This window comes from Candidatus Fukatsuia endosymbiont of Tuberolachnus salignus (genome assembly GCF_964030845.1).
GTDB classification, from domain to species: domain Bacteria; phylum Pseudomonadota; class Gammaproteobacteria; order Enterobacterales; family Enterobacteriaceae; genus Fukatsuia; species Fukatsuia symbiotica.
In genome coordinates, this window is the sequence record NZ_OZ034983.1 from 1,271,838 (window position 1) to 1,285,564 (window position 13,727).

The following is a 13,727-nucleotide window of genomic DNA, read 5'->3' on the forward strand; positions in this document are numbered from 1 at the left end:
AAATTAACGATGAGCTGGATTGAACGAATTCTTACTAATAAAATTGCATTCTCCCGTAAAGCGAATATTCCTGAAGGGGTATGGACCAAATGCAGCGGTTGCGAGAAAGTTCTCTACCGTATCGAATTGACGCATAATCTGGAAGTTTGTCCTAATTGTAATCATCATATGCGTATTTCCGCACGTGTGCGTTTACTCGCCTTCCTGGACAAAGATAGCGATATGATAGAGCTGGGAGAAGAACTGACGCCAAAGGATACTTTAAAATTCAAAGATATTAAAAAATACAGTGACAGATATACTGCGGCACAAAAAGCAACCAATGAGAAAGATGCTCTCGTCGTCATGAAAGGAACCTTGTTTACTATGCCTCTCGTGGCGGCCTGTTTTGAGTTCTCTTTTATGGGAGGGTCGATGGGATCTGTCGTTGGAGCACGTTTTGTGCGCGCGGTTGAACAGGCGTTGCAAGATCACTGCCCATTAGTCTGTTTTTCTTCCAGTGGTGGCGCACGTATGCAAGAAGCGTTGATGTCACTGATGCAAATGGCAAAGACCAGCGCCGCGCTGGCCAAAATGCAAGAAGCGGGCCTGCCGTATATTTCGGTACTGACCGATCCAACGATGGGAGGCGTTTCTGCTAGTCTGGGAATGCTAGGTGATATTAATATCGCGGAGCCAAAAGCACTGATCGGTTTTGCTGGCCCCAGGGTGATTGAACAAACAGTAAGAGAAGTATTACCCTCTGGTTTTCAACGCAGCGAATTTTTGATCGAAACAGGGGCGATTGATATGATCGTGCATCGCCTGCAAATGCGCCAAACCCTGGCAAGTCTCCTATCTAAACTTACTCATCAACCGCAGCCAGTCATCACTGCCGCTAACGTTGAACAGCTTGCAGTGATGCCAAATGAATAATCCTCCTCCTCTCCCTCAGCCGACTTCTTCTCTGGCAACCTGGTTGTCCTATGTAGGATCATTGCACCATCAGGAGATTGATTTAGGCCTGGAACGCATCAAAAAGGTTGCCGAACGTATCGATCTGCTAAAGCCTGCAACTCATGTATTCACTATCGCGGGTACCAACGGTAAGGGTACAACCTGCTGCGTATTGGAGAAGATTCTACTTGCTGCAGGTTTACGGGTAGGAGTCTACAGTTCACCGCATCTTTTACGTTACACCGAGCGTGTGCGTATTCAGGGGCGGGAACTCAGTGAAACAGCACACTGTTACTCTTTCGCTGAGATTGAAGCGGCACGCGGTGATATTTCATTGACTTATTTTGAATTTGGCACTTTGTCAGCGTTGCATCTGTTTAAACAGGCAGCACTTGATGTCGTTATCCTAGAAGTTGGACTTGGCGGACGTTTAGACGCCACCAATATTATTGATTCCGACGTCGCTGCGATCACCAGTATCGGTCTTGATCATACTGATCGGTTAGGCACTGATCGAGAAAGTATTGCGCGTGAGAAATCGGGGATATTCCGCCGCGATAAACCGGCAATAGTGGGTGAACCTGATAGGCTTCATTCCATTGAGACAGTTGCCACAACGTTAGGGGCTAGGCTTTATCGCTGTCATGACGCTTGGCAATTTAGCCAACAGGATAACGGTTGGTGCTGGCAGAGTGGCTCATACCGATTAGCCAATTTGCCTTTGCCCAAAGTACCCCTACAAAATGCCGCGACGGCATTGGCGGTACTGCATTATTCTACTTTTTCGATCAGTGAGTTAGCTATTCATCAAGGTTTGCAGGCCGCTTATTTGCCAGGGCGTTTTCAGATCGTCAGTGAACAACCCATGTTGATCCTGGATGTTGCCCATAATCCTCATGCAGCTGCTTATCTGGCTCGACGGCTTGCTCAGTTGCCAGAAAGATTAGGTAAAGTACGTGCTGTTGTGGCGATGCTAGCTGATAAAGATATTGCGGCGACCCTCGCTTGCTTATCTCAACAAGTCGATAAATGGTACTGTGCATCATTAACCGATCTGCGCGGTGCATCCGTGGAATGGTTAGCACAACATTTACCAGAGCAACGTGCAAATCAAGATGTGCCTTGTTTATTTGCTGATGTTACCCATGCCTGGCATCAGGCAATGCAGGATGCAGATCCACAGGATGTCATTATTGTCTGCGGATCCTTTCACACTGTTGCTTATGTCATGACAGCGTTAAAAACGGTTTAATGGCCGTCGTCATCAAAATTGGTAATTTATCGAACACAACAGGCGGTAAACACTTTTTTAGCTGTGAGGGGGGTGAGTGGCAAGTCAATTTCAGAACCGTTTGGTTGGTACTGTCATTTTGGTCGCTGTGGGGATCACAGTACTGCCGATGTTATTTGACGGTAAAAAGAAGCATTACGAGGATCAATTTGCCGCTATTCCACTGGTATCCAGACCCGGTGATCCCGAAGAAATCGATGTGGGAATGCCGCTTAACCAATCCTTACCGGTGCAACCACCGGAGGGTGCCGCCAACGCCGCCAAACTGCAACGGGAGGAGAAATCAGAGCGAGGTGCCGCTTATGTGGTGCAATTGGGTGCCTTGAAGAACGCCGCTAATGTCAACGAAATTGTCGCGAAATTACGCTTATCGGGCTATCACGTCTATACCTTGCCACCTACACCGGTGAACGGTCAAATAACCCGTATTATGGTAGAGGTAAATAATTCGAAACAGAAATTACAGGCAGCGCTACCTGAGCTTAATGCGCTTAGTGGCCTCAACGGCCAGGTAAAAGCATTGGAGTCTTATCATGGTCTGGATTGATTACGTTATTATCGGCATTATCGTATTTTCAGCTTTGGTCAGCCTGAACCGGGGATTTGTCCGTGAGGCGTTATCGCTGGTGATATGGGGATGTGCATTTTTTATCGCTCGTCATTTTTATCCCTACCTTGCAGTTTATTTCACCTCTTTTGAGAATGAATTGATTCGCAACGGTACTGCCATCGGTATCCTGTTCATCGCTACCTTAATTATCGGTGCTGTTGTTAACTCGGTGATGAGCTGCCTGGTTGTACGCACCGGATTATCAGGAACCGATAGGGTGCTTGGCGTATGCTTCGGGGCGTTACGTGGTGTTCTCATCGTCGCCGCCATATTATTCTTTGTGGATACCTTCACCGACTTTGCGCAAAGCATAGAGTGGAAACAGTCACAATTAATCCCGCAGTTCAGTGATATAATCAGAGGGTTCTTTAACTACTTGCAGAACACGTCGAATTTCTTGCCGGATCGGTAAAGCTCGTACGTAACCTTGTAAGGATCCGTTAACGCTGATAAGGAAAAACAATATGTGCGGTATTGTCGGCATCACTGGTTTTACACCGGTAAACCAGTCGATTTACGATGCCTTGATGGTGCTTCAGCACCGGGGGCAAGATGCTGCTGGCATCGTTACCCTTGACGCCAATAATAGGTTCCGTTTGCGTAAAGCTAATGGTTTAGTGAAGGATGTCTTTGAAATCCGCCACATGCTGCGCTTACAGGGTACTATGGGGCTGGGTCATGTACGTTATCCAACGGCGGGCTGTGCCAGCGTTTCAGAAGCACAGCCTTTTTACGTGAATTCCCCATTTGGCATTACCTTGGCGCACAATGGCAATCTAACTAACGCGAAGGAAATGAGAGAATACCTATTCAAAAAAAAGCGTCGTCATGTGAATACTACTTCTGATTCAGAAGTTTTATTGAATATTTTTGCCAGTGCACTGGATAGCTCGCAGAACTATCCTTTAACAGAGGAGGATATTTTTGCCGCCGTAACCAGAACTCACGAGTTGGTAAAGGGTGCCTATGCTTGCGTGGCGATGATCATCGGTCATGGCATGGTCGCTTTTCGTGATCCTAATGGCATACGACCCTTGGTGATGGGTAACCGCATTTTAGAAGATGATCGCATTGAATACATGGTCGCCTCAGAAAGCGTCGCTCTTGATACATTAGGCTTCAAATTATTGCGCGATCTCGCACCAGGTGAAGCAGTATACATCACTGAAAAAGGCGGGTTATTTACTCGCCAATGTGCTGCTGATCCTCAGTATCATCCTTGCCTGTTTGAGTACGTTTACTTTGCTCGCCCAGATTCTTATATGGATAACATTTCTGTCTACAGTGCTCGGGTGCGTATGGGACAGAGGCTGGGTAAAAAAATCGCTGATAAATGGGCAGAGTTAGACATTGACGTGGTTATTCCTATCCCTGAGACCTCCTGTGATATCGCGTTAGAAATCGCGCGTATTCTAGATAAGCCCTACCGTCAGGGATTTGTAAAAAACCGTTATGTAGGTCGCACTTTTATTATGCCAGGTCAACAGGAGCGCCGTAAATCAGTACGCCGTAAGCTGAATGTTAATCGGGCAGAGTTTAAAGATAAAAAAGTATTATTGGTGGATGATTCTATTGTACGTGGTACTACTTCAGAACAAATTGTGACAATGGCACGTGACGCGGGCGCGACACAGGTTTATTTTGCCTCAGCGGCGCCAGAAATCCGTTTTCCTAATGTGTATGGTATTGATATGCCAAGTGTCAATGAACTTATCGCTCATGGTCGTGAAGTGGATAAAATCAGGGAGCTAATAGGCGCAGATGGGTTGATTTTTCAGGACCTGGCTGATCTTATCGATGCGGTGAGAGAAAATGATCCCAATATTACTCAATTTGAGTGCTCAGTGTTCGATGGCAGTTACATCACCAAAGATGTCGATCAGAATTATCTGGATTCTCTTGCATTACTACGCCGTGATGATGCTCAGGCATTACATCGCCAAAATGAAGCAGAAAATCTTGAAATGTACAACGAAGGCTAATTTTTTTTCGCGGATTAACGTTTTTAAACTCAAATAGGGGCATCCCCGCTTTCGATGGTCGTGTATTTGGCCGGTTTGAGGCAATCTGACATTAGACCTCTTTCCAAACCTGCTGCGTGACTCGAATCCTGCGTTGCCCCCGGTGCGCGCAATCCTCATGTACTGTGTGTTAACGAAGGTTGCTGTGCGCCGTGCGCCTTGACTTCGTATCACTCGCTAGGGTTTGGAAAGAGGTCTATTGAGGCAATGTATCATGAAACGACTTATTATTGGTATTTCAGGTGCTAGCGGGGCAATTTACGGTATCCGCTTGTTAGAGATATTAAAAAATGTTTCCGAAATAGAAACGCATTTAATTATTAGCAATGCGGCGCGGCGGACACTTGCTTCAGAAACCGATATTTGCTTAAAAGATGTACAATCCTTGGCCAATATGGTACATGATGTGCGCAACCTTGCCGCTTCGCTTTCTTCGGGTTCGTTTAGAACTGCGGGGATGGTAATATTACCCTGCTCGATTAAAACGCTATCAGGCATTGTTCATGGTTATACTGATAATTTATTGATCCGTGCGGCGGATATAATATTGAAAGAGCGACGTCCCTTAGTGCTCGGTTTGCGAGAAACACCATTGCATCTGGGGCATTTACGTTTGATGGTACAGGCAGCTGAATTAGGTGCTGTTATTATGCCACCGCTACCCGCTTTCTATCATCGGCCACAGACTATAGACGAGATCATCAATCAAAATGTCAACCGAGTCATTGATCAATTCGACATCGAGTTACCCAATGATCTCTTTCAGCGTTGGCAAGGTAGTGGACTATGATGCAAACTGACCCTAGATCTTCCCCTGGAGAGGATAAAAACTGGGTAGATTTTGTTACGCTATTGAAACATGCAGTGCAGCAAGACTGCCATCAAGCGCTACTAGAATTGATGCTGACGGAAGATGAACGTGCTGCTTTGGGTACGCGTGTGCGTATTATTGGAGAGTTAATTAACGGTGATCTGAGCCAACGTGAATTAAAAGATCAACTGGGTGCAGGGATTGCCACCATAACTCGAGGATCTCATAGCCTCAAGGCAGCTTCGTCTGAGCTTAAAGAATGGCTTGCGATTCATTTACTATGAACAGAGCTAGCAGGCAACCACAACATGATACATAATGAATTAGAAAGCTTATTTGATGCACTATAACGGGAAACAGAAATGCTACAGGTATATCTCGTTCGTCACGGCGAAACGGAATTTAATACCGATGGCCGTATTCAGGGCTGCTCTGATAGCCCACTAACCATCCAAGGTAAAAATCAGATCAACTCGGTGGCTGAAAGGGTTCGCTCTGAAGGCATAACTCATGTTATCAGCAGTGATTTAGGACGCACCAAGCAAACCGCAGAAATTATTGCTAATATCTGCCGTTGCGAGCTTAGTTTTGATTCTCGTCTGCGTGAGCTGCGCATGGGAGAACTGGAAGGGTGTACAATTGACAGCCTAACAAAAGAACAAGAATCATGGCGTCGGCATATGGTGGATGGCACTGTTGATGCCCGGGTTCCCGGGGGCGGTGAGTCGATGGCAGAATTAGCGTCACGGATGCGCAGCGCACTGGACAGTTGCCACAACCTACCGCCGGGTAGTCGGCCATTGCTGGTTAGTCATGGTATCGCGTTGAGCTGCCTGATAAACACCCTGCTCGGGTTACCGGCTCACTCTGAGCGCCGCTTGCGTTTACGCAATGGCTCACTGTCCCGGGTTGATTACCAACAAAGTTTGTGGCTTGCTGACGGCTGGATTGTTGAAAGCACCGGAGACGTTGCGCATTTCTCACCTATCTCTGGCCACTAAATTAATATTGGCTTATCCCGCCAGATCACCACAAAAGCGATAGCCCTCACCATGAACGGTGGTAATGATTTCTGGTGTACCTGACATCGACTCAAAATGCTTACGAATACGGCGGATAGTGACATCAACGGTGCGATCATGAGGTTTGAGTTCACGCCCCGTCATTTTTTTCAATAATTCGTCGCGAGATTGGATTTTTCCCGGATTTTCACAAAAATGCAGGATGGCACGAAATTCGCTGCGTGGTAGTTTGTAGTGTTCGCCGGTGGGATCTATCAGCGAACGGCTGTTAATATCTAGCTCCCAGCCATTGAACTTATAACTTTCTACCTGCTTTGGTTCTTCACGGACGCTGCTCAAGTTCATGGTTCGTGAGAGCAGATTACGAGCACGAATGGTCAACTCGCGCGGATTAAAAGGCTTGGTGATGTAGTCATCAGCACCAATTTCTAAACCGAGGATCTTATCGATTTCATTATCGCGACCGGTCAGAAAAATTAAGGCGACACTGACTTGTTCACGCAATTCCCGAGCGAGTAGCAGCCCATTCTTACCTGGCAGGTTGATGTCCATGATAACCAGATTGATGAGATTTTCAGACAGAATACGGTGCATTTCTACACCATCATTGGCCTCGTGAACGACATAGCCCTCCGCTCCGAAAATGCTCTTTAAGGTATCACGAGTGATCAACTCGTCTTCTACAATCAAAATGTGCGGGGTTTGCATGTTTACGACCTAAAATTGCCAACAAAATAAAAAAGCGCGACCCTTCACTGTGTTAACGGTAATATAACAGAACGAGAGGAAGTTGAATTGTAGCACGTGAACACTTTGGTGAAAAACACTTAGAACCTGTTCCAAATCGCCATCAATGACGTTCAGACGAGGAAAATAAAATAAATCGCTTGCATAACCTCCGCGTGATGTGAACTCGGCGTTACGCAGTGATCGTAATACTCATGTACTCGTACGTACACGGCGGTTGCCGGGCGCCCCTGACTTCACAGAACGAATGACGGTTATGCAAGCAGTCTAATAAATGGCTAGATAATGTTTATAGCAAGCTAATTATTATGGCGCTGTTAGTATATAAAATTAACAATCTGAAATATATACTTATTTTTCTGGTAAGCAATATTAATAGTGCGTATATTTATCAACTAGTTATAAATTATAGGTTAACAATGCCATGATACTCGTGGTTCAAATTAATACAGGAGGAAATGGAAAATGCGAGTGCTGAAATTTGGCGGAACCTCGGTGGCGAATGCAAAACGGTTTATGTCCGTTGCTAAGATTATTGAAGACAGGGCGGGTCAGGAACAGATCGCGAGTGTATTATCTGCACCGGCAAAAATCACCAATCACCTGGTTGCGATGATCGAGAGTGCCATCGCCAAACCTGAACAAGATATTTCTCTGATGATCGGAGAGACGCAACAAATTTTTTCTGATTTATTGTGTGGCCTGACTGAAGCACAGCCAAAGCTTGCTAAAGAGCCATTAAACGACTTGCTAAAACAAGAATTCGATCAACTTAACCAACTGTTACGTGGCATCTCTTTACTAGGGCAGTGTCCAGCAGCCATTAATGCCGCCATTATCAGCCGTGGTGAAAAACTTTCTGTCGCCATCATGGCCGCATTATTACGAACGGAAGATTGTCTCGTCACCGTTATCAACCCTGTTGAAAACTTACTGGCACGTGGGCACTATCTTGGATCGACCGTTGACATTGCGGCATCGACCTTACGCATTAACGTACACAAAATACCCTGTGATCATATTATTTTGATGGCGGGTTTTATCGCGGGTAATGATAAAGGTGAATTGGTGCTACTGGGCCGCAACGGTTCGGATTATTCAGCGGCTGTACTCGCTGCCTGCTTAAAAGCGGAAGGTTGTGAAATCTGGACGGATGTCGATGGCATCTACACCTGTGATCCGCAGACAGTACCAGATGCAAAATTACTGCAATCACTGTCATATCAGGAAGCAATGGAACTATCTTATTTCGGTGCCAAAGTTTTGCACCCGCGTACCATCACTCCCATTGCTCAATTTGAGATCCCCTGTTTGATCAAAAATACCACTAATCCCGAGGCACCTGGCACACTGATTAGCGGTAAAAAAAGTGATGATGGTCATTTAGTAAAAGGGATCACTAATCTCAGTAATATGGTGATGATTAATGTATCCGGCTCAGGCATGAAAGGGATGGTTGGCATGGCAGCACGGGTATTTTCTGCCATGTCACGCAGCGGTATCTCCGTGGCTTTAATAACGCAATCATCCTCTGAATATAGCATCAGTTTTTGTGTGCCACAGAGTGAATTATTACGCGCCGATAATGCTCTGCAGGAAGAATTTTATTTGGAACGCAAACAGGGAGTGCTGGATCCACTGGCGATAGTGGAACAACTCAGCATTATTTCGGTCATCGGCGATGGTATGCGTACACAACGTGGTATTTCCGCCCGCTTTTTCTCGGCACTGGCGCATGCCAACATTAATATTATTGCTATCGCGCAAGGTTCTTCTGAACGATCTATTTCTGCGGTGATCAATAACGATATGGCAACCACTGCCGTGCGTATTTGTCACCAAATGATGTTCAATACTGATCAAGTGATTGAAGTTTTTGTCATTGGTGCTGGCGGTGTCGGCGGTGCGTTAGTCGAGCAAATTTGTCGTCAGCAACGTTGGTTGAAACAAAAACATATTGACTTACGGGTGTGTGGTATCGCCAACTCCAAAAGCATGTTGACGGATATCCGAGGCATCGATCTGACTGGCTGGAGAGAGCAACTCAAGCTCTCTCTACAACTTTTTAACATGAGCCAGTTGATTCATCTAGTGAAAACAAATTATCTGCTCAACCCGGTCATTGTCGATTGTACTTCCAGTGAGGTTGTTGCCAAGCAATATGCCGATTTTCTGGCTGCAGGTTGCCATGTAGTGACAGCGAATAAAAAAGCCAATACTGCTTCAATGGATTATTACCGCCAGTTGCGGACGACAGCAGCGCAATCCTGCCGTAAATTTCTGTACGATACCAATGTCGGTGCTAGCTTACCGGTTATCGAAAATTTGCAAAATCTGCTCAATGCCGGTGATCAATTGGAGCGATTCTGCGGTATTTTATCCGGCTCGCTTTCCTTTATTTTCGGCCAATTAGATGAAGAAGGCATGACCTTGTCTGCCGCCACCCTAGCAGCACAGAAGCAAGGCTACACCGAGCCGGATCCACGTGACGATCTGTCAGGTATGGATGTTGCCCGTAAGCTACTGATTATTGCTAGAGAAGCGGGTTATCAATTAGAATTGTGCGATATCGTCGTTGAATCGGTGTTACCCGCTAGCTTTGATGCGTCGGGAGATGTAGCAACCTTTTTGGATCGTTTGCCATCACTGGATGAAGATTTTAACAAAAAAATAACAGAAGCGCGGCAACAGGGTAAAGTATTGCGTTATGTCGGTGTTATCGAGAAGGGTTGCTGCCAGGTAAAGATTGAGGCGGTTGATAGCAATGATCCGCTGTATAAAGTCAAAAATGGTGAAAATGCATTAGCATTTTATAGCCGTTACTATCAACCTTTACCCTTGGTATTGCGTGGCTATGGTGCTGGCAATAACGTTACCGCCGCGGGGGTCTTTGCCGATCTTTTACGTACCTTATCCTGGAAACAAGGAAATTAATCATGGTTAGAGTCTTTGCGCCAGCGTCAATAGGTAATGTCAGCGTGGGTTTTGATGTTTTGGGTGCCGCAGTCTCGCCCATTGATGGTACTCTGCTCGGTGATTGCGTCACGGTCAAAGCGGCCGACAAATTCAGCTTATTTAATACAGGACGCTTTGCAGCTAAGCTGCCACAAGAAATGCAAGAAAATATCGTCTATCGGTGTTGGCAGAGTTTTTGTCAAAAAATCGGCAAAGACATAGCGGTAGAAATAATATTGGAAAAAAACATGCCAATCGGATCTGGGCTGGGTTCGAGTGCTTGTTCAATAGTGGCGGCGCTGATGGCACTGAATGAATATTGTGGTCAGCGATTCGATAAAATGACACTACTCACCATGATGGGCGCACTGGAAGGAAAAATTTCTAACGGTGTTCACTACGACAATGTTGCCCCCTGTTATCTCGGTGGCATGCAATTGATATTGGAAGAAGACGGCGACATTATCGAACAGGTTCCTGATTTAGATTGGTTTTGGGTAATGGCCTATCCGGGAATCAAAGTTTCTACTGCTGCCGCACGGGGCGTTTTACCGGAGAAATACAAACTGCAAGATTGTATCAATCATGGACGTCATCTTGCCGGTTTTATCCATGCCTGTCATAGCAAGAACACGGATTTAGCTGTTAAATTAATGAAAGATGTGATTGCCGAACCCTACCGCACCGAGTTGCTGCCTAATTTTATTAAGGCACGTCAGGCCGCACAGGCTAAAGGTGCTCTGGCCTGTGGAATTTCTGGCTCTGGCTCAACTATGTTTGCCGTTTGTCGTGACAAAGAAACAGCAAAATGTGTTGCAGACTGCCTGCAAGAAGTCTATCTGCAAAACAACGAGGAAGGTTTTATTCATATTTGCCGTCTGGACAAAAAAGGCGCACGATTACTGGGATAAGGTATGAAACTGTATAATCTGAAAGATCACAAACAACATGTTAGCTTCATAGAGGCACTGCAACAGGGTCTTGGCAAGCAGCAGGGGTTATTTTTCCCACTAGAACTGCCTGAATTTACCTTGACAGAAATCGAGGATCTATTAAAACAGGATTTTATTACCCGCAGTAGTCGTATCCTCTCTGCCTTTATCGGTGATGAAATTGTTTCGCAAGTGATGACCAAAAGAGTTGAAGCAGCCTTTACGTTTCCTGCGCCTCTGGTCATGATAGGGAAAGATCAAGATGTTGCGGCACTGGAATTGTTTCACGGTCCTACACTGGCATTTAAGGACTTTGGTGCCCGTTTTATGGCACAGATGCTGGCTGAAGTGGCAACTGATCAGCCCGTCACCATTTTAACGGCGACATCCGGTGATACTGGTGCGGCGGGCGCTCATGCTTTTTATGGCTTGAAAAATGTACGCGTGGTGATCCTCTATCCTCGAGGTAAAATCAGTCCATTACAGGAAAAACTATTTTGTACATTGGGTGGTAATATTCATACTGTCGCTATCGACGGTGATTTTGATGCTTGCCAAGCGTTAGTCAAGCAAGCTTTTGATGATACAGAAGTTAAGGAGACACTCAGTCTTAATTCAGCAAATTCGATCAATATCAGCCGGTTACTGGCACAAATCTGTTATTACTTTGAAGCAGTAGCACAATTACCGGTTGAAGCACGTAAACAATTGGTTATCTCCGTGCCCAGTGGCAACTTTGGCAATTTAACTGCCGGACTACTCGCAAAATCACTGGGGCTGCCGATCAGACGTTTTATTGCCGCCACCAACGCCAACGACACTGTCCCGCGTTTCTTAAAGAGCGGACAATGGCAGCCTAACCAGACGGTTGCCACTTTATCTAACGCTATGGATGTCAGTTCACCCAATAACTGGCCGCGCATTGAAGAGTTATTTCACCGTAAAATTTGGCGCTTAAAAGATTTAGCGCATGGTACTGTTAGCGATCAAGAAACCAAAGAAACAATGCGTGAGCTTGCCGATTTGGGGTATATCTCTGAACCTCATACGGCCATTGCTTACCGCGTATTGCGTGATCAGCTACAGGAAGGAGAGTTTGGTTTGTTTCTCGGTACCGCGCATCCGGCGAAATTCAAAGAAAGCGTCGAAGACATTTTGCAACAAACGCTGCCATTACCGCAAGCCTTGGAAACACGGGCAACTTTGCCATTGCTTTCTCACCATTTGCCCGCAAAATATACCCAATTACGGGCCTTCCTGCTGGCATCGGCAACATCAACGGAATCGATAAAAAAATAGATACTAGACTTCTTGCAAAACGGTAATTCGCTATGTGAAGTCAAGGCATCTGAAGCACAGTAATGACAGGGTACATACGAGTATATGAGGATTGCGAGCACCGCGTAACGCCGAATTCACACTACGCAAGCGGGTTATGCGAGGAGTCTATTGCCAGAGTGTAATATGGATGAACGACATAATAATGATTATGCACTATATTGAGAGAATAAGGCGTCAAGGCTGCAATTTAAGTCCCTTCTTTTGCTTTTGGCTTGTGCCCATTTATGTTCAATGGGATTGAGATCAGGTGGGTAGGGAGGGAGATATTCAATCCGATGCCCGGCTTTACTGATAGCCTGCTGAATGTCGAGACGTTTGTGGAAACTGGCGTTATCCATCACGATGACACAATGAGGAGGAAGAGTAGGCAAAAGGCGCTGGGTAACCCAGGCGTAAAAAACATCACTGTTAATGGAACAAAAAAATAATCCGACCGCCATCAGGACGGTTCCCAGTAACGCGCCAATGACATTTGTTCGGCCCTTGGCCTGCCAATCCTGGGTACCCCAACAGCGTTGACCTCGTGCAGCATAACCGTGGGTTCGTGGCCTATCGTGTGCGAAACCGCTTTCATCCAGATAAACGACCGGTTTTCCCTGCTTTTTATAGCAGGCTATCGTGTCCTGGAAGGCACGCCGTGTCTCTTCGTCTGCCTTGGGATGACGCAGGGTTTTTTTTATAGGTGACGCCCAGGTTTTTCAGTGCCTGCCAAATGGCTTTCTGGCACACCTGAAAGCGCGCCGCCCGTTCCCGTTGGTAAGCATCGGGATAAAGTGCAACATCTTCAGCTAACGCCACTTTATCAAGCTTACGCCGACGGGGGGAAGAAGGTTTAACCTCGATACGACTGAGCCAGCGAGTAACGGAAGCTGAACCAATGTGGAAGCGTTTAGCGGTCTCTCTGATACTCAATTTTTCTTGCTCTCGAATACCCAGAACTTTACGGCGAAAATCGACAGAGTGGCTCATCGCTAACTCCCTGTTAAATAATTTAGCTATACATTGTAATCAAAATTAATACGTTACGCTATAAAAGCAAGCGCGCCACCTGGGTAGCTCCC

Annotated in this window: 14 protein-coding genes; 11 read left to right on the forward strand and 3 right to left on the reverse strand. The window is 46.1% G+C overall.

What is annotated here, in order from left to right; translation table 11 throughout:
• Nucleotides 1–9: 9 nt before the first annotated feature.
• The 8 genes from accD (at nucleotide 10) to gpmB (ending at nucleotide 6,670) form a co-directional block, all read left to right on the forward strand.
• Nucleotides 10–915: an acetyl-CoA carboxylase, carboxyltransferase subunit beta gene (accD, locus tag AAHH42_RS06245; RefSeq protein WP_072550335.1), complete on the forward strand. Its 906-nt coding sequence runs from the start codon at nucleotides 10–12 to the stop codon at nucleotides 913–915.
• Entirely contained in the window at nucleotides 908–2,188 is a 1,281-nt protein-coding gene (folC, locus tag AAHH42_RS06250) for a bifunctional tetrahydrofolate synthase/dihydrofolate synthase (protein WP_342221884.1), read from the forward strand. The genes accD and folC overlap by 8 nt, the downstream gene beginning before the upstream one ends.
• A gap of 76 nt (nucleotides 2,189–2,264) precedes the next feature.
• Nucleotides 2,265–2,774, forward strand: coding sequence for an SPOR domain-containing protein (locus tag AAHH42_RS06255; RefSeq protein WP_072550337.1), 510 nt, complete (start codon nucleotides 2,265–2,267; stop codon nucleotides 2,772–2,774).
• Nucleotides 2,761–3,249: a colicin V production protein gene (gene cvpA, locus AAHH42_RS06260; protein WP_072550338.1), complete on the forward strand. Its 489-nt coding sequence runs from the start codon at nucleotides 2,761–2,763 to the stop codon at nucleotides 3,247–3,249. The genes AAHH42_RS06255 and cvpA overlap by 14 nt, the downstream gene beginning before the upstream one ends.
• A gap of 52 nt (nucleotides 3,250–3,301) precedes the next feature.
• The gene (purF, locus tag AAHH42_RS06265) at nucleotides 3,302–4,819 is read left to right on the forward strand and encodes an amidophosphoribosyltransferase (RefSeq protein ID WP_072550339.1); all 1,518 of its coding nucleotides are present in this window, start codon (nucleotides 3,302–3,304) and stop codon (nucleotides 4,817–4,819) included.
• 253 nt (nucleotides 4,820–5,072) lie between these two features.
• Nucleotides 5,073–5,648 carry a UbiX family flavin prenyltransferase gene (locus tag AAHH42_RS06270; RefSeq protein WP_072550340.1) on the forward strand — a complete coding sequence of 192 codons (576 nt, stop codon included), beginning with the start codon at nucleotides 5,073–5,075 and terminating at the stop codon, nucleotides 5,646–5,648.
• Nucleotides 5,645–5,953, forward strand: coding sequence for a trp operon repressor (gene trpR, locus AAHH42_RS06275; RefSeq protein ID WP_342221885.1), 309 nt, complete (start codon nucleotides 5,645–5,647; stop codon nucleotides 5,951–5,953). Before AAHH42_RS06270 ends, trpR begins: the two co-directional genes overlap by 4 nt.
• 78 nt (nucleotides 5,954–6,031) lie before the next feature.
• Nucleotides 6,032–6,670, forward strand: coding sequence for a 2,3-diphosphoglycerate-dependent phosphoglycerate mutase GpmB (gpmB, locus tag AAHH42_RS06280; protein ID WP_342221886.1), 639 nt, complete (start codon nucleotides 6,032–6,034; stop codon nucleotides 6,668–6,670).
• Between the two features lie 12 nt (nucleotides 6,671–6,682).
• Here the strand turns inward: gpmB and arcA are convergent, their stop codons facing one another.
• On the reverse strand, nucleotides 6,683–7,399 hold the full coding sequence (gene arcA, locus AAHH42_RS06285; RefSeq protein ID WP_342221887.1) for a two-component system response regulator ArcA: 717 nt from the start codon (nucleotides 7,397–7,399) through the stop codon (nucleotides 6,683–6,685).
• A 504-nt stretch (nucleotides 7,400–7,903) separates the two neighbouring features.
• On the opposite strand from arcA, the gene thrA reads away from it, so the two are divergent.
• Genes thrA through thrC form a run of 3 tightly spaced genes read left to right on the forward strand, consistent with a single transcriptional unit; the run spans nucleotide 7,904 to nucleotide 12,624 of the window.
• Nucleotides 7,904–10,372, forward strand: coding sequence for a bifunctional aspartate kinase/homoserine dehydrogenase I (thrA, locus tag AAHH42_RS06290; RefSeq protein ID WP_342221888.1), 2,469 nt, complete (start codon nucleotides 7,904–7,906; stop codon nucleotides 10,370–10,372).
• A gap of 2 nt (nucleotides 10,373–10,374) precedes the next feature.
• On the forward strand, nucleotides 10,375–11,304 hold the full coding sequence (gene thrB, locus AAHH42_RS06295; RefSeq protein ID WP_342221890.1) for a homoserine kinase: 930 nt from the start codon (nucleotides 10,375–10,377) through the stop codon (nucleotides 11,302–11,304).
• A 3-nt stretch (nucleotides 11,305–11,307) separates the two neighbouring features.
• Nucleotides 11,308–12,624: a threonine synthase gene (gene thrC, locus AAHH42_RS06300; RefSeq protein ID WP_342221891.1), complete on the forward strand. Its 1,317-nt coding sequence runs from the start codon at nucleotides 11,308–11,310 to the stop codon at nucleotides 12,622–12,624.
• Nucleotides 12,625–12,812: 188 nt separating this feature from the next.
• On the opposite strand, the gene AAHH42_RS06305 is transcribed toward thrC, so the two are convergent.
• Nucleotides 12,813–13,346 (reverse strand): IS630 family transposase, encoded by a 534-nt coding sequence (locus tag AAHH42_RS06305; RefSeq protein ID WP_342222028.1) that lies wholly within the window; start codon nucleotides 13,344–13,346, stop codon nucleotides 12,813–12,815.
• Nucleotides 13,270–13,635, reverse strand: coding sequence for an IS630 transposase-related protein (locus AAHH42_RS06310; protein ID WP_342221892.1), 366 nt, complete (start codon nucleotides 13,633–13,635; stop codon nucleotides 13,270–13,272). Before AAHH42_RS06310 ends, AAHH42_RS06305 begins: the two co-directional genes overlap by 77 nt.
• Nucleotides 13,636–13,727: the final 92 nt, after the last annotated feature.

Coding starts and splice junctions, on each gene's coding strand:
- arcA (WP_342221887.1), bottom strand. CDS start 7,399: ATGCAAACCCCGCACATTTTGATTGTAGAAGACGAGTTGATCACTCGT.
- purF (WP_072550339.1), top strand. CDS start 3,302: ATGTGCGGTATTGTCGGCATCACTGGTTTTACACCGGTAAACCAGTCG.
- gpmB (WP_342221886.1), top strand. CDS start 6,032: ATGCTACAGGTATATCTCGTTCGTCACGGCGAAACGGAATTTAATACC.
- trpR (WP_342221885.1), top strand. CDS start 5,645: ATGATGCAAACTGACCCTAGATCTTCCCCTGGAGAGGATAAAAACTGG.
- cvpA (WP_072550338.1), top strand. CDS start 2,761: ATGGTCTGGATTGATTACGTTATTATCGGCATTATCGTATTTTCAGCT.
- accD (WP_072550335.1), top strand. CDS start 10: ATGAGCTGGATTGAACGAATTCTTACTAATAAAATTGCATTCTCCCGT.
- AAHH42_RS06270 (WP_072550340.1), top strand. CDS start 5,073: ATGAAACGACTTATTATTGGTATTTCAGGTGCTAGCGGGGCAATTTAC.
- folC (WP_342221884.1), top strand. CDS start 908: ATGAATAATCCTCCTCCTCTCCCTCAGCCGACTTCTTCTCTGGCAACC.
- thrA (WP_342221888.1), top strand. CDS start 7,904: ATGCGAGTGCTGAAATTTGGCGGAACCTCGGTGGCGAATGCAAAACGG.
- AAHH42_RS06310 (WP_342221892.1), bottom strand. CDS start 13,635: ATGAGCCACTCTGTCGATTTTCGCCGTAAAGTTCTGGGTATTCGAGAG.
- thrB (WP_342221890.1), top strand. CDS start 10,375: ATGGTTAGAGTCTTTGCGCCAGCGTCAATAGGTAATGTCAGCGTGGGT.
- thrC (WP_342221891.1), top strand. CDS start 11,308: ATGAAACTGTATAATCTGAAAGATCACAAACAACATGTTAGCTTCATA.